General features: G+C 74.2%; 12 protein-coding genes and 1 pseudogene. 7 read left to right on the plus strand and 6 right to left on the minus strand.

Features of this window, described 5'->3' with window-relative positions:
- Positions 1-567: 567 nt before the first annotated feature.
- A pseudogene (locus ACLQ2U_RS20045) lies at positions 568-2,322 on the minus strand (beta-N-acetylhexosaminidase); the annotation flags it as partial.
- A gap of 375 nt (positions 2,323-2,697) precedes the next feature.
- On the opposite strand from ACLQ2U_RS20045, the gene ppdK reads away from it, so the two are divergent.
- The 7 genes from ppdK to ACLQ2U_RS20080 all read left to right on the plus strand — a co-directional run bounded on the left by ppdK (position 2,698) and on the right by ACLQ2U_RS20080 (position 12,414).
- Entirely contained in the window at positions 2,698-5,406 is a 2,709-nt protein-coding gene (gene ppdK, locus ACLQ2U_RS20050) for a pyruvate, phosphate dikinase (RefSeq protein ID WP_425752231.1), read from the plus strand.
- A gap of 190 nt (positions 5,407-5,596) precedes the next feature.
- The gene (locus tag ACLQ2U_RS20055; RefSeq protein ID WP_425752232.1) at positions 5,597-5,947 is read left to right on the plus strand and encodes a VOC family protein; all 351 of its coding nucleotides are present in this window, start codon (positions 5,597-5,599) and stop codon (positions 5,945-5,947) included.
- Positions 5,948-5,949: 2 nt separating this feature from the next.
- Complete coding sequence (locus ACLQ2U_RS20060) at positions 5,950-7,293, plus strand: deoxyguanosinetriphosphate triphosphohydrolase (protein WP_425752234.1); 1,344 nt, start codon at positions 5,950-5,952, stop codon at positions 7,291-7,293.
- Between the two features lie 15 nt (positions 7,294-7,308).
- On the plus strand, positions 7,309-8,142 hold the full coding sequence (locus ACLQ2U_RS20065) for a siderophore-interacting protein (RefSeq protein ID WP_425752235.1): 834 nt from the start codon (positions 7,309-7,311) through the stop codon (positions 8,140-8,142).
- Between the two features lie 116 nt (positions 8,143-8,258).
- Positions 8,259-9,908: a BCCT family transporter gene (locus tag ACLQ2U_RS20070; protein ID WP_425752236.1), complete on the plus strand. Its 1,650-nt coding sequence runs from the start codon at positions 8,259-8,261 to the stop codon at positions 9,906-9,908.
- A 98-nt stretch (positions 9,909-10,006) separates the two neighbouring features.
- Positions 10,007-11,878, plus strand: a complete 1,872-nt coding sequence (gene dnaG, locus ACLQ2U_RS20075) for a DNA primase (RefSeq protein ID WP_425752237.1) — start codon at positions 10,007-10,009, stop codon at positions 11,876-11,878.
- Positions 11,878-12,414: a hypothetical protein gene (locus tag ACLQ2U_RS20080; protein ID WP_425752238.1), complete on the plus strand. Its 537-nt coding sequence runs from the start codon at positions 11,878-11,880 to the stop codon at positions 12,412-12,414. The genes dnaG and ACLQ2U_RS20080 overlap by 1 nt, the downstream gene beginning before the upstream one ends.
- A 3-nt stretch (positions 12,415-12,417) precedes the next feature.
- Here ACLQ2U_RS20080 and ACLQ2U_RS20085 read toward each other — a convergent pair whose 3' ends face one another.
- The 5 genes from ACLQ2U_RS20085 to ACLQ2U_RS20105 all read right to left on the minus strand — a co-directional run bounded on the left by ACLQ2U_RS20085 (position 12,418) and on the right by ACLQ2U_RS20105 (position 19,409).
- Complete coding sequence (locus tag ACLQ2U_RS20085; protein ID WP_425752239.1) at positions 12,418-13,386, minus strand: TAXI family TRAP transporter solute-binding subunit; 969 nt, start codon at positions 13,384-13,386, stop codon at positions 12,418-12,420.
- Positions 13,383-13,775, minus strand: coding sequence for a roadblock/LC7 domain-containing protein (locus ACLQ2U_RS20090; RefSeq protein WP_425752240.1), 393 nt, complete (start codon positions 13,773-13,775; stop codon positions 13,383-13,385). Before ACLQ2U_RS20090 ends, ACLQ2U_RS20085 begins: the two co-directional genes overlap by 4 nt.
- Positions 13,772-16,135 (minus strand): nitrate- and nitrite sensing domain-containing protein, encoded by a 2,364-nt coding sequence (locus ACLQ2U_RS20095; protein WP_425752241.1) that lies wholly within the window; start codon positions 16,133-16,135, stop codon positions 13,772-13,774. Before ACLQ2U_RS20095 ends, ACLQ2U_RS20090 begins: the two co-directional genes overlap by 4 nt.
- 62 nt (positions 16,136-16,197) lie before the next feature.
- On the minus strand, positions 16,198-17,217 hold the full coding sequence (locus tag ACLQ2U_RS20100; RefSeq protein WP_425752242.1) for a TAXI family TRAP transporter solute-binding subunit: 1,020 nt from the start codon (positions 17,215-17,217) through the stop codon (positions 16,198-16,200).
- Entirely contained in the window at positions 17,214-19,409 is a 2,196-nt protein-coding gene (locus ACLQ2U_RS20105; protein ID WP_425752243.1) for a TRAP transporter permease, read from the minus strand. The genes ACLQ2U_RS20100 and ACLQ2U_RS20105 overlap by 4 nt, the downstream gene beginning before the upstream one ends.
- Between the last annotated feature and the right edge of the window lie 222 nt (positions 19,410-19,631).

Consider the following 19,631-nt stretch of genomic DNA (forward strand, 5'->3'; position numbering starts at 1 on the left):
CGGGGGCGGTGTGCCGCGGGAAAGTCAAAGGGGGGGATCTGCCCGGCGGCCGGGGGGCCTGCTCGGGTGTCCGGGGGGGTGTAACCGGCCCGGCCGGGTGCGCATTCCATCGGCGCTGGCTTGCCGGGCCGCCGCCTTGGTCGGGGGTGCCGGAGCGGTGTGCCATGTACAACGACCCGCACCCCCCGGCGATTCCGCCGCCGGGGTGGCGCCGGCCACGGGACGGCGCAGGTCAAACCGGATCCCGGGGCCGGATCCGCCGGCCCGGTTAGCCGGACTGGACATCCGGCGCGCCAAGGTCGGCCTGTTCGCCGCTCGGCCCCGATCCCGACGCCGGCCACCAGCGTCAAGATCCGCGCAGTTTCTCGGAAAGTGTGATCTCCCTGCGCGCTGAGGCCACACTTTCTCCGAAAGTGCGCGGATTTTGAGCGGGCCGAGCGGCGCTGGCTGCGCGCCTCGCGCGCTGACCGCTGTGGGCGGGAGGGAGCGTCACGCTCCCTCGGCGGCCGGGGCTGGTCCGGGCGCTCCGGCGGCGTCGGGGCGGGTCTGGGCGGGGATCCGCGCCGCCCCGGCGGCCGGTTCAGCGGGCACGGCCGGCTGGGCCGGGGCGGGCCGCTCGGCCGCCTGGGCGGGCACGGCCGGCTCGGCTGGCCAGGGCACCTCGGGGGAGCGGTGGAAGGTGATGCCGGCGGTGGCCCAGCGGGGGCCGTGCGCGGCCAGCCGGTCCCGGAACCCGGCCCAGTCGTGCGTGCCCCGGGCCGACCAGCCCAGCTCGGCGAGGGCGGGCAGCCGGGGGAAGAGCATGAACTCCACCTCGGCCAGCGAGGTCACCGACTCGGTCCAGAGCGGCGCCCCGACACCGAGCACCGCCTCCGCCGGCACGTCGGTCAGGTGCGTGCCCGGGTCCCAGTCGTACGCCCGCCGCACGTCGATCAGCCCCGCCCAGTCGTGCCCGATCGGGGTGTCCGGGGCGTACTTCATGTCCAGGTAGGCATGGTTGCCGGGGGAGAGGATCAGCCGGGCACCCCGGCGTACCGCGTCGGCCACCACCGGGTCGTCGCCGTTGGTGCCCCACCACTGCAGCACTCGCCCGTCGGTGTGCCGGGCCGGGGCGATCTGGTGCCAGCCGACCACGGTCTTCCCGAGGCTGGCGGCGATCCGCTGCACCCGTTCCACGAAGCCGGTGTACGCCTCCCCCTTCACCTTGAACGCCTCGTCGCCGCCGATGTGCAGCCACGGGCCGGGGGTGAGCGCGGCGACCTCGCCGAGCACGTCGGCGACGAAGTCGTACGTCCGCTCGTCGGCCGGGTCCAGGTAGCTGAAGCCGACCTCGGTGCCGGTGTACGGCGGCGGCGCGACCTTGCCCGGCGCCAGCTCGGGGTACGCGACCAGCGCCGCGTTGGTGTGGCCCGGCAGGTCGACCTCGGGGACGACGGTGACGTGCCGGCGGGCGGCGTACCGGACGATCCGCCGGTAGTCGGCGGCGGTGTACCAGCCGCCGGGGCCGCCACCGACCGCGGTCGTCCCGCCGACGGTGGTCAGTCGGGGCCAGGAGTCGACGGCGATCCGCCAGCCCTGGTCGTCGGTGAGGTGCAGGTGCAGGTGGTTGAGCTTGTACCGGGCCAGGTGGTCGATCACCCGGAGCACGTCGGTGACGCCGAAGAAGTGCCGGGACACGTCGAGCATCGCGCCCCGGTACGGGAACCGGGGCCGGTCGACGATCACGCCGCCGGGCACCACCCAGCGTCCGGTCACCGGGGTCGGGCTCTCGATGGTCGCCGGCAGCAGCTGACGCAGCGTCTGCGCGCCGTGGAAGAGGCCGGCCGCAGTGGCGGCGGTGATCCGGACCTCGGTGGGGCCGACGTCGAGCCGGTAGCCCTCGTCGCCGAGGGCGTCCCCCGCCGGAGCCGGCTCCGCCGCACCGTCGACCCGGCCCGCCGCACCGTCGACCCGGCCCGCCGCGGCGACGGCGACCGGGCCCGCGGCGGCGACGGCGACCGGGCCCGCGGTGCCGGACAGGGTGATCACCAGGTGGCCGTCGGTCCCGGCGTCGGTCACCTCGGTGACCGGCAGGACGTACCCGGTGGCGGGGCGCAGGAGTTCGGCAAGCTGCTCGGCCACGTCCCGCGCGGCCGGGTCCGGGCTGACCCGGACGGCCGCGTCGGCGGAAAGTGTGAAGTCGGCGGCCGGGTCCGGTGCGACCCGCTCCGGGGCCGGCACCACGTCGCCGATCCGGACCGGGGCGGGCGGCGCGAGCTGGTCGCCGGCCGCCCGCGCGGCGGCCCGGGCGAGGTCGCCCGCCGCCGGCTCGTGGCCGGGCAGGACGACCTGGCCGAGCGGTTCCTGGCCGGTCTCGGGGGTGCGGGACGGGGTGGGCGGCACGGCAGCGGCTCCGGGGTGTGTATTCGCGAGGGATATGGCAAAAGTCAGGTTCAGCAGGTACCGGTGCCGTCAAGGGTACGAGGGGAGGGGGAATTGCGTGATCGTGCGCGTGGAAGCGTTCCCAGGAACCACCACGAACGCGGATAGTCGTGATGGCTGTGCCTATTGTCACCGAACGGTCCCGAGCCGCCCGATGTTCGCTTAACCTTCGCCCACCGATCGGCGTCGACCCGGGATTACCGATGGTCGACCCCGGGGTATGAGAGCGACTGAACCTTCGTTAAGTGTCAATCCGGCGCGCGTGGGAGGCTCCAGGTGGCAGCGCAAGAGACGGTGGACCACAAGTACGTCTACGACTTCGCCGAGGGCAACATGGACCTCAAGGACCTGCTCGGCGGCAAAGGGGCCAACCTGGCCGAGATGACCAACCTCGGTCTGCCGGTCCCGCCTGGCTTCACCATCACCACCGAGGCCTGCAAGGCGTACCTGGCCACCGGCGAGGAGCCGGACGGGCTGGCCGGCCAGATCGCCGCGCACCTGTCGTCGCTGGAGAGCGCGATGGGCAAGCGGCTCGGCGACCCGCAGGACCCGCTGCTGGTGTCCGTCCGCTCGGGGGCGAAGTTCTCCATGCCGGGCATGATGGAGACCGTCCTCAACGTCGGTCTCAACGACCGCAGCGTGGTCGGGCTCTCCGCGCAGGCCGGCGGCAACGACCGGTTCGCCTGGGACTCGTACCGGCGGCTGATCCAGATGTTCGGCAAGACCGTCTGCGAGGTGCCGGGCGAGGAGTTCGAGCACGCGCTCGACGACGCCAAGCGCGCCAAGGGCACGACCAACGACCTGGACCTGGACGCGGAGGACCTGCGCGGGCTGGTCGACTCGTACAAGAAGATCTTCAGCAAGCACACCGGCCGGGAGTTCCCGCAGGAGCCGCGCGAGCAGCTCGACCTGGCGATCCGGGCGGTCTTCGAGTCGTGGAACGCAGACCGGGCCGTGCTCTACCGCCGGCAGGAGCGGATCCCGGCCGACCTCGGCACCGCGGTCAACGTGGTGGCGATGGTCTTCGGCAACCTCGGCCCGGACTCCGGCACCGGCGTCGCGTTCACCCGCGACCCGGGCAGCGGCGCGCAGGGCATCTACGGCGACTACCTGGCCAACGCCCAGGGCGAGGACGTGGTCGCCGGCATCCGCAACACCGTGCCGCTGCAGGAGCTGGAGCAGCTCGACAAGAAGTCCTACGACCAGCTGCTCGCCTTCATGGCCCGGTTGGAGGAGCACTACAAGGACCTCTGCGACATCGAGTTCACCATCGAGCGCGGCAAGCTCTGGATGCTGCAGACCCGGGTCGGCAAGCGCACCGCTGCGGCCGCGTTCGTCATCGCCGGGCAGCTCGTCGACGAGGGCCTGATCGACCTGGACGAGGCGCTGCACCGGGTCAACGGCGCGCAGCTCGCCCAGCTGATGTTCCCCCGGTTCCAGCTCGACCACGAGTTCCAGCCGGTGGCCAAGGGCATCGGGGCGTCGCCGGGCGCGGCGTCCGGCAAGGTGGTCTTCACCTCCGCCCGGGCGGTCGAGCTGGCCGGTGAGGGTGAGTCGGTGATCCTGGTCCGCCGGGAGACCAACCCCGACGACCTCAACGGCATGATCGCGTCCAAGGGCATCCTCACCTCGCGGGGCGGCAAGACCAGCCACGCCGCCGTGGTGGCCCGGGGGATGGGCAAGACCTGCGTCTCCGGCGCCGACGAGCTCGAGGTCAACGTGCCGGCGAAGAAGTTCACCGTCGCCGGGCAGACCGTCACCGAGGGCGACATCGTCTCCATCGACGGCACCACCGGCAAGGTCTACCTCGGCGAGGTGCCGGTCATGCCGTCCGAGGTGGTCCAGTACTTCGAGGGCAGCGTCGACCCGGAGCACATCGACAACGCACTGGTCCGGGCCGTACATCGGATCATGACGCACGCCGACGCCACGCGGCGTCTGGCGGTCCGCACGAATGCCGACACCGGCGCGGACGCCGCCCGGGCCCGGCGCTTCGGCGCCGAGGGCATCGGGCTGTGCCGCACCGAGCACATGTTCCTCGGCGACCGGCGGGAGCTGGTGGAGCGGCTGATCCTGGCCCGCACCGACGACGAGCGGGACGGCGCGCTGGCGGCGCTGCTGCCGTTGCAGCGGGCCGACTTCGAGGAGATCTTCCGCGAGATGGACGGCCTGCCGGTCACCGTGCGGCTGATCGACCCGCCATTGCACGAGTTCCTGCCGCCGTTGGAGCAGCTCGCGGTCAACGTCGCGGTCGCTCAGGAGCGCGGCGAGGACGTGGCCAAGGAGGAGGCGCTGCTCGCCGCCGTCCGGCGGATGCACGAGGAGAACCCGATGCTCGGCCTGCGCGGCGTACGCCTCGGCCTGGTCATTCCGGGTCTCTTCGCCATGCAGGTCCGAGCGATCGCCGAGGCGGCCGTCACGGTCGCCCGCGGCGGCGCGGTGGCCAAGCCGGAGATCATGGTCCCGCTGGTCGGCGCGGTGCAGGAGCTGGAGACGGTCCGTGCCGAGGCCGAGAAGATCATCGCCGAGGTGGTCAGGGACAGCGGGGTCGAGGTGCTGATCGGCACCATGATCGAGGTGCCCCGGGCGGCGCTGACCGCCGGCCAGATCGCCGAGGCCGCGCAGTTCTTCTCCTTCGGCACCAACGACCTGACCCAGATGGCATGGGGCTTCTCCCGGGACGACGTCGAGGGCGCGTTCTTCTGGCGCTACCTGGAACTCGGGATCTTCGGCATCTCGCCGTTCGAGTCCATCGACCGGGACGGCGTCGGCCGGCTGGTTCGGATCGCCGCCGAGGAGGGCCGGGCCGCCCGGCCCGGGCTGAAGCTCGGCGTCTGCGGCGAGCACGGCGGTGACCCCGACTCGGTGCACTTCTTCCACGAGGTGGGGCTGGACTACGTCTCCTGCTCGCCGTTCCGGGTGCCGGTGGCCCGGCTGGAGGCCGGCCGCGCGGTCATCGAGACGGACGGCTCTGACAGCCGCTGACCCGCGGCACGACATCGCCTCGGCGGCGGCCCCGGACCCCGGGGCCGCCGCCGTCGCCGTCCGCCGCCGCCCGGCCGGTGGTCCGATCGGCGGTTGCGGGACCGGCTTCCGGGCCTCGCCGCCGGGCCGTACCGGTCATCCGGGCGTAACCTGGGCTCCCGCGGGATTTGGACCGGTGAAGGGTGGCTGCATGACCAGCGTCTGGGAGAGCGTGACCGTCGACGCCGGGGATCCCGCCCGGTTGGCCCGGTGGTGGGCCGAGGCGCTCGGTTACCAGGTGGTCACCGAAAAGCCGGACGAGGTGGAGATCCGGCAGTCCGCCGAGCGGCTGCCCGGCATCGTCTTCGTCCCGGTCGCCGCGGCCAAGGAGAGCAAGAACCGGCTCCACTTCGATCTGCGTCCCGACGACCAGGAGGCCGAGGTCGAGCGGCTGGTCGACATGGGCGCCCGGCACGTCGACGTCGGCCAGGGCGACGCCGGGTGGACGATGCTGGCCGACCCGGAGGGCAACGAGTTCTGCGTGCTGCGGCAGCAGGGCTGACGGTGCCGGTCGACGGTCCGGCCCCGACGCCGGGGGGCGGTGCTCCGGCCGACGGGTGTCGTCGGGTCGAGGCCGACGCGTGTCGTCGGGTCGAGGAGGCACCGAAGGACACCGGCTACGGGCGGTCACCGTACGAGCGGGACCGGGCCCGGGTGCTGCACTCGGCGGCCTTCCGCCGGCTCGCCGCGAAGACCCAGGTGCACGTGGCCGGCACCGACGACTTCCTGCGTACCCGGCTGACCCACTCGCTGGAGGTGGCCCAGATCGCCCGGGAGATGGGCGCCCGGCTCGGCTGCGACCCGGACGTGGTGGACACCGCCGGGCTCGCCCACGACCTCGGGCACCCGCCGTTCGGGCACAACGGCGAGGACGCCCTCGACCTGCTCGCCGCGCCCTGCGGCGGGTTCGAGGGCAACGCGCAGACGCTGCGCGTGCTGACCCGGCTGGAGGCCAAGGTGCTCGCCCCGGACGGCACCCCGGCCGGGCTCAACCTCACCCGGGCCTCGCTCGACGCGGTCGCCAAGTACCCCTGGCCCCGTCAGCCGGGGCTGCGCAAGTTCGGCGTGTACGCCGACGACCGGCCGGTCTTCGACTGGCTGCGCGCGGGCGCCCCCGTCGACGACGGCCTTCCTGGCGGTGGCCGCCGGTGCCTGGAGGCGCAGGTGATGGACTGGGCCGACGACGTGGCGTACTCGGTGCACGACGTCGAGGACGGCATCCACGGCGGGTACGTCTCGCTGCGCCCGCTGCTGGAGGACGCCGACGAGCGGCGGGCACTCTGCGCCGACGTGGCGGCGGCGTACTCCGGGGAGTCCCCGGACGATCTGGGCGGGGTGCTGGTCGACCTGCTCGCCGAGCCAGCGCTCGCCCCGCTGGCCCGCTACGACGGCAGCCACCGGGCGCAGACCGCGCTGAAGGCCACCACCAGCGTGCTCACCGGCCGGTTCGTCTCGACCGTGGTGGCCGCCACCCAGGAGCGCTTCGGGCCCGGCCCGCACCGCCGCTATGCCGCCGACCTGGTGGTGCCCCGGCGGATCCGGGCCCAGTGCGCGGTGCTCAAGGGCATCGCATTGCGCTACGTGATGCGCCGCCCGGGCGCCCGGAGCCGGTACGAGCGGCAGCGGGAGATCCTCACCGAGCTGGTCGGGGCCCTGGCCGACCGCGCGCCGGACGCGCTCGACCCGGTCTTCGCACCGCTCTGGCGGGCCGCCCCGGACGACGCCGCCCGGCTGCGGGTGGTGGTCGACCAGGTCGCCTCGCTCACCGACCCGGCGGCGGTGGTCTGGCACGACCGGCTGGTCTGCGGGACCCTCGGTCCACCGGCTGGGGGCGGCTCGGCGACTTAGGCTAGCCTAACTGGTATGACGGAGCGCCCCAAGACAGTCACGTCCGCCCGGGTCCTGCGGACCGAGCGGCCCACCCCGCACCTGATCCGCCTCGTGCTGGGCGGCGAGGAGCTGGCCGGACTGCCGGTGGGGAAGTACACCGACCACTACATCAAGCTGGTCTTCCCGCCGGACGGGGTGACCTACCCGCGTCCGGTGGACCTGGCCACCATCAGGCGGGAGTACCCGGCCGAGCAGTGGCCCCGGCTGCGCGCGTACACGGTGCGGGCCGGGGATGCGGTGACCGGTGAGCTGACCGTCGACGTGGTGCACCACGGCGACGAGGGGCTGGCCGGGCCGTGGGCGGCCCGGCTGCGCCCCGGCGACGAGGTGCTCTTCACCGGCCCCGGCGGGGCGTACGCCCCGGACCCGTCCGCCGACTGGCACCTGCTGGTGGGTGACGAGAGCGCGCTGCCGGCCATTGGCGCCGCCCTGGAGCGGCTGCCGGTCGGCGCCCCGGCCGTCGTCCTGGTCGAGGTGGGCGGGGCGGCGGACGAACTGCCGCTGGCCAGCCCCGGCACGGTGGCGCTGACCTGGCTGCACCGCGGCGACCGGCCGGTGGGCGAGGCGCTGGTCGCCGCCGTCCGGGCGCTGGAGTTCCCGCCCGGCCGGGTGCACGCCTTCGTCCACGGCGAGGCGACCTTCGTCAAGGAGCTGCGCCGGCTGCTGCGCGTCGATCGGGGCGTCCCCCGGGAGGCGCTCTCCATCTCCGGCTACTGGCGCCGGGGCATGGACGACGAGGGCTGGCGCTCCGCCAAGGCCGACTGGAACCGCCAGGTCGAGGCCGAGGAGGCCGTCGTCGTCGCCTGACCGTCGGAACCTCGCCCACCGCGCCGGTTTCCCGCCGCGGTCCGACCGGCGGCCCGGCCTGGTGAAGTGTGGCGATATGGGCGGTACGGGGGGTTGGTGGGCCGCACCATGTGACCATGGCGGAGCAGGCGAGTGAGCAGGCCACCGGGCCGGCCAGGGGGCGGATCGACCCGGTGGTGCTGGCGTTGGGCGTCGCCGGGGTGCTGGCCGTGGTCGGCTGGGGCGTCTTCGGCGGCAGCTCGCTGGCCGGCGTCGGCAAGGCCGGCCTGGGCTGGGTGACCAACACCTTCGGCTGGTTCTTCGTGGTCGCCGCGGACGCCTTCCTGGTGCTGTCGGTGGTGATCGCCGCATCCCGGTTCGGCCGGATCCGGCTCGGCGCCGACGACGACGAGCCGGAGTTCAGCACGATGGCCTGGGTGTCCATGATGTTCAGCACCGGCATGGGCATCGGCCTGGTGTTCTACGCCGTGGCCGAGCCGATCCAGCACTACGCCGTGCCGCCGCCGGCCGCCGACGTCGAGCCGCAGACCCATGCCGCCGCTGAGGTGGCCATGCAGTACACCCTGTTCCACTGGACGCTGCACCCGTGGGGGATCTACGCCATCGCCGGGTTGGCGCTGGCGTACTCGACGTTCCGCAAGAAGCGCGGCAACCGGATCTCCGCCGCCTTCGAGCCGCTGCTCGGCCAGCGGGCGTACGGCAGGATCGGCCAGGCGGTCGACCTGCTGGCGGTCTTCGCCACCGTCTTCGGCTCGGCGACCAGCCTGGGCCTGGGGGCGCTCCAGGTGACCGCCGGGCTGGGCAGCGCGACCACCGTGCCGGACAGCACCGCGGTGGAGCTGGTGGTCATCGCCGCGCTCACCGCGGCGTTCGTGGTCTCCGCCTTCACCGGCCTGCACAAGGGCATCAAGTGGCTGTCGACCACCAACGTGGTGCTCGCGGTCGGGTTGATGGTCTTCGTCTTCGTTGCCGGGCCGACCATCTACACGCTGGAGGTGCTGCCCGCCTCGGTCGGTGACTACCTCAGCGGCCTGACGATCATGTCCACCCGGACCGGGGCGTTCTCCGACCCGGCCTGGCTGGGCTCGTGGACGATCTTCTACTGGGCGTGGTGGATCTCCTGGGCGCCCTTCGTCGGCATCTTCATCGCCCGGATCTCCCGGGGCCGGACCATCCGGGAGTTCGTCACCGGGGTGCTGCTGGTGCCCAGCGGGGCGAGCATCGTCTGGTTCGCGATCATGGGCGGCACCGCCCTGCGGGTGCAGACCACCGGCGCCCGGAACCTGGTCGCCGACGTGAGGGAGAGCACCGAGAGCGCGCTCTTCGGGCTGCTCCAGGCGCTGCCGCTGGCGACGGTGACCACCGTGCTGGCGTCGGTGCTGGTGGCGCTCTTCTTCATCACCGGGGCCGACTCGGCGGCCCTGGTGCTGGGCTCGCTGAGCTCTCGGGGGGCGCTGCGGCCGCACCGGGCCGTCGTGGTGCTCTGGGGCGTGCTGATCGGCGCCGTCGCCGCCGCCCTGCTGCTCGCCGGCGGCCTGGCCGCCCTGCAACAGGCGACGATCCTGGTCGCGTTGCCTTTCGTGGTGGTGATGCTCGGCCTCGCCGTGGCACTGCTGCGGGACATGGCCCAGGATCCCGCCGTCAACCCGCACCTGGCCCGGCCCCGGCGGTACGGCCTGGCCGCCGCGATCCGCGCCGCCAGGTCGTACGAGGAGGAGGAGCCGCCGCCGCCGGTCACCCGCTGGCTCCACCGTCGCCCGCGGTGACACCGGCGCCGCCCGGCGTCCTTCGCCACACGCCCGTCCCCCGGAGGGCGGATCGTCGGTCCGGCAGGGCAGGATGTAGGGCCGAGGGGGTGGCACTGATGGCTGGGCGGATCCGGGACGAGGACATCACGCTGGTCCGGGAGCGCACCTCCATCGCCGAGGTCATCTCCGACACGGTGACCCTCAGGTCGGCCGGCGGCGGCAACCTCAAGGGGCTCTGCCCGTTCCACGACGAGAAGAGCCCGTCGTTCAACGTCTCGCCCGCCCGCAACGTCTGGTACTGCTTCGGCTGCGGTGCCGGCGGGGACGCGATCAAGTTCCTGATGGACGCCGAGCACCTGAGCTTCGTCGAGTCCGTCGAGCGGCTCGCCGCCCGCGCCGGCCTCCAGCTGCGCTACGTGGAGAACGACCAGGCCGCCCCGCGCAGCCGCCCGCAGCAGGGGCAGCGGCAGCGCCTGGTGGCGGCGCACGCCGCCGCCGCCGCGTTCTACCGGGCCCAGCTCACCACCGCCGCCGCCCGGCCGGCGCGGGAGTTCCTGGCCCAGCGCGGCTTCGACCGGGCCGCCGCCGAGCGCTACGGCTGCGGGTTCGCCCCGGACGGCTGGGACCTGCTCACCAAGCACCTGCGCCAGCAGGGCTTCAGCCACGACGAGATGGTCACCGCCGGGCTGTCCCGGCCGGCTCGCTCCGGCTCGCTGATCGACCGGTTCCGCCGCCGGCTGCTCTGGCCGATCCGGGACCTGGCCGGCGACGTGATCGGCTTCGGCGCGCGCAGGCTCTTCGACGACGACGACGGCCCGAAATACCTGAACACCCCCGAGACGCCGATCTACAAGAAGTCGCACGTCCTCTACGGCCTCGACCAGGCCAAGCGGGAGATCGCCAAGCAGGGCAAGGTGGTCGTCGTCGAGGGCTACACCGACGTGATGGCCTGCCACCTGGCCGGCGTCAGCACCGCCGTGGCGACCTGCGGCACCGCCTTCGGCTCGGACCACATCGGGCTGCTGCGCCGGCTGCTGCTGGACACCGACGCGGTGGCCGGCGAGATCATCTTCACCTTCGACGGTGACGCCGCCGGGCAGAAGGCCGCGCTGCGCGCCTTCGAGGACGACCAGCGCTTCGTCGGTCGTACCTTCATCGCGGTCAGCCCCGACAACATGGACCCGTGCGAGCTGCGGCTGGCCAAGGGCGACCTGGCCGTCCGCGACCTGGTCGCCCGCCGCGAGCCGCTGGTCGACTTCGCGCTCCGCCACCTGATCCACCGCTACGACCTGGACACCGTCGACGGTCGGGTGGAGGCGATGCGCCGGGCCGCCCCGCTGGTCGCCAAGATCAAGGACCGGGAGAAGCGCCCGGAGTACGTCCGCAAGCTCGCCGGCGACCTCGGCTTGGAGATCGAACCGGTGCAGCGGGCGGTGCTCGCCGCCGGCGCCGCCCCGAACGGCAAGAGGGATGCGCCCGCGCCGGCCCGGGCCAGGGCGGCGGAGCCGGCCGTGGACAGCCCGCAGTCGATGGTCGAACGCGAGGCGCTGAAGCTCGCCGTCCAGGAGCCGGTGCTGGCCGGGCCGATGTTCGACGCGGTCGAGGCCCCGGAATACCGGCACCCGGTGCACGTCGCCCTGCGGGCCGCGATCGCGGCGGCCGGCGGGGCCGCGGCGGCGGCCGGCGGCGCGGTCTGGATCTCCTCGGTCCGGGACGCCTGCGAGGACCTCGCCGCCCAGGCCCTGGTCGGCGAGCTGGCCGTGGAGCCGCTGCGGATCGACGGCGAGCCCGACCCGCGGTACGTCTCGATCACCATGGCCCGGTTGCAGTGGGGCTCGGTCACCGGCCGGATCCGGGACCTGAAGTCCCGGATCCAGCGGATCAACCCGGTGAACAACAAGGACGAGTACTTCGCCCTGTTCGGGGAACTGCTCTCGCTGGAGCAGCACGCGCGGGCGCTGCGCGAGCAGGCCGCGGGAGGACTGTAATGGGACTGTTCAGCCGCAAACCGAAGCTGCCGCCCGCCGCCCGGCCCCCGCTGGCCGACGACGAACGGGTGCTGGCCTGGTCCGCCGCCGGCAACGGCGAGGGCGACGGCGTGGTGGTCGCCAGCAACCTCGGGCTCTGGCTGCCCGGGCGGGGGCACCGGCTCGGCTGGCACGACATCCTCAAGGCCGTCTGGTCCGGCCACGAGCTGACCGTCACCCCCGCCGAGCGGGTCACCGAGCGGGACGGCTACCAGGTGGTGGCCGACTGCCCGGCCGAGACCTACCTCCTGGTCGAGCCGGGCGACCTGCCGCACCAGGTACGGGCCCGGGTCACCCGGTCGGTGGCGTACACCCAGCACCACCCGGTGCCCGGCGGCGCGGGCCGGATCGCGGCCCGGCGGGTGGCCGGCGTGGACGGCCTGAGCTGGACGGTCCGCTACGACCCCGGCACCCCGGTCGACGACGAGCAGGTGCTGGCCGAGACCGACCGGCTGGTCGCCGCGGCCCGTGCCGCATCCGCCCCGGCCGACGCCTGAGCGTCAGCCGCCCCGATAGAAGCGGGCCGCTCCGGGGTGCAGCGGGATCGGCTCCGTGCCCGCCGCGCTCTGCCGGGTGAAGTTGCCCGCCTCCGGGTGCACCCCGATCAGGTCCCCCTGGTACGTGAAGAGCAGCCGGGTCAGGTCGTACGCCAACTGGTCCGGCATGTCGGCGCCGACCAGGATCACGTTCGCCACCGTGACGGTCGGCGTGCCGGCCGCCCTGCCGTACGCCTCCTTCGGCAGCTCGGCGGTGGTGTAGACCGAGCCGTACCGGGCGGTCAGCGGCTCGGTCAGGTCGGCGATCGGCAGCAGCACGAACCTCCCGGGCGCGCTGGCGAGCAGGTCGGCGATCCCGGGGGTGGGCAGCCCGCCGGAGAAGAACATCGCATCGAGGGTGCCGGCGCGCATCCGCTTGACGGTCTCCGGCAGCGACAGCGTCTCCCGGCGGACGTCCCGGTTTGGGTCCATGCCGGCGGCGGTGAGCAGCCGTCCCGCGATGACGTCCGTGCCGGACTTCGGCGACCCGGTGGAGACCCGCTTCCCGCGCAGCCCGGCGAACGTGGTGATCTGCGCGTCGGCCCGGACGATCACGTGGGTGTAGTTGCGGTACACCCGGGCCAGCGCCCGGACCGGTTGGGGCTGGCGGAAAGCGCCCCGCCCGGCCACCGCGTCCGCCGCGGTGTCGGCGAGGCTGAAGGCGATCTCCATGTCGCCGCCCGCCAGCCGGTTGATGTTCTCCACCGAGGCGCCGGTCGGCTCGGCGCGCGCCTCGTAGCCGGGCAGGTGGCGGCTGATCACATCGGCGTAGCCGCCGCCGAGCTGGTAGTACACCCCGGTGGTGTTGCCGGTGGCGAGGAAGATCCGGCCGTCGTGCCAGGCCTGCGGCGCGGGGTCGCCGTCACCGCAGCCGCCGGTGGCGAGCGCGACCGCCAGCAGGACGGCCAGCGCCCGCAGCGGCCGGCCGGTCACGCCCGCACCGCCGGTTCCAGCGCCTCCGCCACCCGCTGCACCAGCGTCGCCGTCTCGAAGCCGATCTGCCCGAGGTCGCAGCCGGGCGCGGCCAGCACCCCGAGCAGCGCCCGCTCGCCGACCGCCATCACCAGCAGCACCCCGCCGTCCATGTCGACGATCTGCTGGCGTACCCGGCCGGCGGACATCAGCCGGGCAGCACCGACGGTCAGGCTGGCCAGGCCGCAGATCACGGCGGCAAGCTGGTCGACCTGGTCGGGGGAGAGGGCGGGCGAGGCGGCCAGTCGCAGCCCGTCGCCGGAGACCGCGAGGACGTGCGACACGTCCGGGACCTGCTCGGCGAAGTTCGCCAGGAGCCAGTCGAGGCCGGCGCTCACGGATGGGGTCATTCGGTGCTCCCGATGGGTGTCGTGTGCTGGTTGCGTCGCATCGCGGTGGCCACTCCCTGGGCGAGCGCGGACAGCCGGGCCCGCACCACCTCGGGGTCGAGCAGGTCGCCGTCCGGCCGGGCCGGCGAGGCGTGGTGCAGCGTGGCCGGGAGCTGCCCGCCGCGGGTCCGGCGCGGCAGGCCGGCCCCGGTGGTCGCCCCCGACCCGGGCGGCGGCGTGTCGGCGCCCGATGCCGCCGGAGGACCGGCGGACACCACCGGCAGCGTCACGGCCGGGGCCCGGTGGATGCCGGGTGCCGGGTCGCCGCCGGGTGCCGCCCGCGGCGCGGCCACCACCGGTACGGTCGTCGCCGCCGGCGCGTCGGCTCGGGGCGGGAACCAGGCGGCGTGGGAGGACGCCGGGCGGCGGCCCGCCACCGGTCGCCGGGTGACCGTCTCGACCCGGGTGAGCGCGGCCTCCGGCACCTCCACCTGGGCGACCGTGCCGCCACCGTTGCGGTGCAGCTGCACCCGCACCCCGTGCCGGGCGGCCAGGTGGGCCACCACGTGCAGGCCCATGCTGCCGGCCGCGGCGCTGGAGAGGGTGGCCGGGGCGAGCAGCCGCTCGTTGATCGTGGTGAGCCGGCTCTCGCTGATGCCGATGCCCTGGTCGCGCACGCGCAGCGTCAGCCCGTCGACGGTACGCCGGCCGTCCACCTGCACCGGGGCGTCCGGCGGGGAGTAGACGGTCGCGTTCTCCAGCAGCTCGGCGAGGAGGTGGACCAGGTTGCCGACCACGGCGCCGTGCACCGCGGCGGCCGGCACGTCGACCTCCAACCGGGGGTACTCCTCGATCTCCGAGGCGGCCGCGTGGACCACGTCGGAGAGCAGGTGGGCGCCCTCGTTCGGCCGGCCCGGCTCGCCGCCGGCGAGAACCAGCAGGTTCTCCCCGTTGCGGCGCATCCGGGCGGCGAGGTGGTCCAGCGCGAACAACCGGGCCAGCGCGTCCGGGTCGGTCTCCTCGCGCTCGAACTCGTCGAGCAGCCGGAGTTGCCGGGTGATCAGTGTCCGGATCCGCCGGGCCAGCGCCTCGACCATCCGGGTGACGTCCAGCCGCAGCTCGGCCTGTTCACCGGCGAGCCGCAGGGCGGCCTGGTTCACCATGTCGAAGGCCTCGGCCACCTGGGCGACCTCGTCCCGGCCCTGCCGGATCCCCGCGGTGAGCCGGGTCGCCGCCCCCTCGGCGCGGCCACCGTCCCCGGCCGCGATCGCGGTGATCCGTTCCGGCAGCTCGCGGTGGGCCATGGCGAGGGCGGCGACACGCAGCCGGCGCAGCCGACGGCTGGTGCGTACGGCGAGCAGCGCCGCGGCGGCCAGCGAGGCCAGCGCCACCGTCGTGGTCGCCCCGGCGGTGACCAGCGCCCGCCGTCGGGTGTCCCGGGCCAGCGCGCCGGCCTGCCGGTCGAGCTGCTCGGAGAGTTCCCGGCCGAGGAGGTTGAACCGGCGGATGGTGCCGCTCTGCGCGACGTACCAGGCGTCGCCGTCGGTCTTCGCCCCGGCCGGCTCGGTGTCGGCGGCGAGGGCGTCGTCCCGCATCCGGCGGGCGGTGGAGACGTCGGTGCCGGTCACCAGCCGGGCGTACGCGGCGGCCGCCCGCGCTCCGGCGATCCGGGAGAACTCGGCCTGGCGCTGGTCCTGCGCGCCGCGCAGCTGCCCGAGCCGGACGAGTTCCCCGCCGGCCAGCTCGCCCCGGACGAAGACGGTGCGGAGCAGGTCGCGCTCCAGCGCGGCGAGGTGTTCCTGGGCGGCCACCGCCGCCACCTCCCGGGCCCCGTTGGCGAGGTCGGTGTCGCGCAGCTGGGCCGGCAGCGCGTCGGCGACGGCGAGCAACGACTCGACCAGCGCCACGTACGTCGGGTCGACGGTCGCCGAGTCCTGGGCCAGCTTGCGGGTCGGCTCGAGCTGGGCGAGCTCGTCGGCGGCGCCGTCGAGCACCCGATCGAGGTCGGGGGCGGCCCGGCGGGCGGCCCGGCTGGCGGCGCGGTACCGGTCGGCGGCGGTGTCCACCCGCCGCCGCTGGGCGTCGACGAGCGGCCGGCCGGACGAGCCGCCGCGCTGGCGCAGGGCCGCGGTCTCGCCGAGTTCCCGCTCCAGCTCGTGCACCAGCCGGACGGTGGCGGTCGCGGTGCCGGCCAGCACTCGGGCCCGGTCGGCGTCGGCGGCGGCGTCCAGGGCGGTGTCGGTCTGGGTGGCGCCGAGCACCACCAGGCCGACCGTGGCCACCAGGATCGGCGCCAGCAGCTGGGTGCGGACCGACCAGAGCCGGTCGGTGTGGTCGGTGGACCGGTTGTGCCGGCGGACGCGGGGGCTGGGGAGCGGCACGCGGGTCTCCCTGTGTCGGGGCGCCGGGTCCGGGCACCGCGGCCCGGACCCGGCGCCGTGGATCAGCTCGCGCCGAGGTCCCGCAGTGCCTTGTCCGCGCCGCGGTGCAGCGGCACCGGGTCGGTCTTGCGGGCGTTGTCCAGGCTGATGCCCTTCGCCGCCGGGTTGGCCTGGGCCAGGGCGTCCTTCTTCTCGAAGACGACCCTGGTGATCGCGCAGGCCACGTCGGCGTCGAGGTCCTTGCGGACCAGCAGCACGTTCGGCACCACGATGGTGGGGGTGTCGGCCGCCGTCTTGTAGACGTCGGCGCGGATCGTCCCGGCCTGGTACGCCGGGTTGAGCTCGGCCATCTTCGGCAGCAGCGGGCTGATGTCGAGGAACTTCACCTTGTCCCCGGCGGTGGTGAAGAGGTCCGTCAGCCCGCCGGTCGGCACCCCGCCGGACCAGAAGAACCCGTCGACGCTGCCGTCCTTGATCCCCTCGACGGTCTTGGCGAGGTCGAGCCGCTGCGCCTGGACGTCCTTGGCCGGGTCGAGGCCGGCGGCGGTGAGCAGCCGGTTGGCGATGACCTCGGTGCCGGACTTCGGGGAGCCGGTGGAGATCTTCTTCCCCTTCATGCCGGCGACCGAGGTGATCCCGGAGTCGGCGCGGACGACGACCTGGGTGTAGTTGTCGTAGATTCGGGCCAGCGCCTCGACCGGCTGCGGGGCGGTGAAGGTGCCCTTGCCCTGCACCGCGTTGACCGCGGTGTCGAAGAGCGAGAAGGCGACGTCGTACTGGCCGCCGACCAACTGCTCGACGTTCTGCACCGAGGCGCCGGTCTCGGCGGCGGTGCCGGTCAGCTTGCCGTCGGTGGCCCCGGAGAGCTGCCCGGCGAGCGCGTTGCCGACCACGTAGTAGACCCCGGTGGCGTTGCCGGTGGCGATGCCGACCCGGGTGCTGTCGGTGACCTTGCAGGTGATCTCGCTGGCGGCGTCGTCCTTGGCGGCGCCGTCCTGACGGCCCCCGCATCCGGCGGTGCCCGCCGCGACGAGCGCCAGCGCGGCCACCCCCACGGCGATCCGCACGTTGATCCGTCTCACTCTTTCTCCTCCCCGAGATTTCCCGATGGTCGTGCCGACGGCGTGCCGGTCCGGCCGGCGGTGCCGCGTCGTACGAGCACACCCGCCACCACGGCGGCGGCCAGGACCGCGCCGACCGTGACGGGTACGGGTTCGATCCAGAGCAGGGCCGACCCGGCGAGCACGCCGAGGACCCGCTCGGGCACGCCGGCCGGGCCGACGCCGGGCAGCCAGCCGCCCGCCGCCACCGCCAGCACGGCCACGCTGAGCGCGGAGACCGACGCGGCGACGGCGATCCGTCCCGGCCCGCCGATGCCGAGCAGCCCGAGCCCGGCCGGCGTGATCACGAAGGCCATCGGGATCAGGTAGGCCGGCAGGGCGTACCGCAGGGTCTGCCACATGGTCGGCACCAGCCGGCCGCCGGTGACCGCGGCGGCGGCCACCGCGGCGAGCGCGGTCGGCGGGGACACCTCGGACAGGACCGCGAAGTAGAAGACGAACATCGCCGCGGCGGGCGCGGCGACGCCCAGGTCGAGCAGGGCCGGGCCGATGATCACCCAGCCGATGACGAAGGAGGCGGTGACCGGCACGGCCAGCCCGAGCAGGCTGAGCGCGACGGCGGCGAGCAGGGCGGTGAGCGCCAGCACCACGGCCGGGTCCGAGCTGACCGTCCGGGCGCCGCCGACCAGCAGCGCCGCGGCCTGCGGGCCGAGACCGGTCTTGGTGGTGGTCGCGGTGATGATGCCGGCCGCGGCGCAGACCGCGCTCACCGCGAGCACGCCGCGCACCCCGGCGCTGAGCGCGGTGACCAGCCGGGCCGGGGTGAGCCGGTGCCGCCGGTCCAGAAAGGACAGCGCGGCGGCCAGCACGGTGGCGACGACCACCGCCCTGGTCGCGGAGACGCCGACCGCCAGCAACGCGATGATCACGGCGAGGGAGAGGAAGTGGTAGCCGAACCGGAGCAGCAGCCGCCCGGCGGAGCCGGCCTCGATCACCACCGGGCGCACCCCCGAGCGCCGGGCGTCGATCTCCACGGAGAGCAGGATGCCGAGGTAGTAGAGCACCGTCGGGATGGTCGCCCAGCCGAGCACCTGGAGGTACGACACGCCCAGGTACTCGGCGATGATGAAGGCGGCCGCGCCGAGGGTGGGCGGGGAGAGGATCGCCCCGACGCCGGCGGCGGCCAGCATGCCGCCCGCCCGCTCGGCCGGGTAGCCCGCCCGGCGCAGGATCGGCCAGGTGACCGCGCCGATGCTGACCGTGGTGGCGGCACCGGACCCGGAGACCGTGCCGAGCAGGAAGCCGGAGGCGACGGCGGTGCGCCCGGCGGCCGTCCGGGAGCGCCGGAACGCGGCGGCGGAGAGCTCCACGAAGAACCGTCCGGCGCCGGAGAGGTCCAGCACCGCGCCGTAGATGGTGAAGAGCACGATGTACGAGGCCGCCACGTCGAGCGGGGTGCCGTAGAAGCCGCTGTCGGAGTTGTAGAACGCGTCGACCAGCTGGCCGAAGTCGAGCCCGGCGTGGGCCACCGGCCAGGACTGCGGCAGCAGCCCGCCGTAGTAGCCGTAGCCGAGGAAGAGCAGGCAGACCACGGGCAGGATCCAGCCGGTGGTGCGCCGGCAGGCCTCCAGCAGCAGGAGCAGCAGCACGGTGCCCATCGCCACGTCCACTCCGACGAGCAGGCCCTGCCGGTCGAGGAACGCGTCGTACCCGCCACCGCCGGCGCCCAGGGGCACCGGCAGCACCGGGTACAGGCAGCTGACCAGGGCCGCGGCGGCCAGTACCCAGTCCGCCAGGGTCGGCCGGGTCCGTGCCCGGTCCGGGTCCGCCACCGGTCGCGCCCGGCCGGGCAGCCGAAGATCCGACGGGTACGCCAGGAAGACCGTCGGCAGTACGCCGGCCAGGAAAATGATCAGGTAGTACTTGCTGCCCTGCGGGAGCGGGCGGAAGACCTGCAGGAGTGCGAGCAGCGCGATCGCCAGGGTGACGCCGGTGAGCAGGATGCCGACCGGACCCGAGAGCGTCCGCCCCGGTTTCTCGTCCTCGAACTGGGCGGCGAGATCGCGCGGATCCGGCCCGACGCCGGTGGAGCCGGTCGTGCCCGCCCGCTCCGGCGGCAGCGGGACGGCGGCGTTGTCCAGCGCGGGTCCTGGGTCGCTGGAGCCGGCGGGCGGCTGCGGCGCGGGACCTTCGGAGGAACGCACGGACGACACGAGGGGGCACGATACGCGAACCGGGCTGCCCAGGGAACATTGCTCTTTGTCATTGCGCGCGGTGATGGCAGCGGCCCGCCAATCACACAGAGGAATCGAAGCGGCGAGCGGAATTGACACATGTGTCGACGGTAGAGGTTGACAATTACCGACCGACCGGAGTGACCGAAAACGATCTGTCCACTATGGGTGGGCATCGCCCGTCGTCGTCGCCCGTCGGGC

The sequence above is a fragment of the Micromonospora sp. DT47 genome, from assembly GCF_049844475.1.
In the GTDB taxonomy this organism is placed as follows: Bacteria; Actinomycetota; Actinomycetes; order Mycobacteriales; family Micromonosporaceae; genus Micromonospora.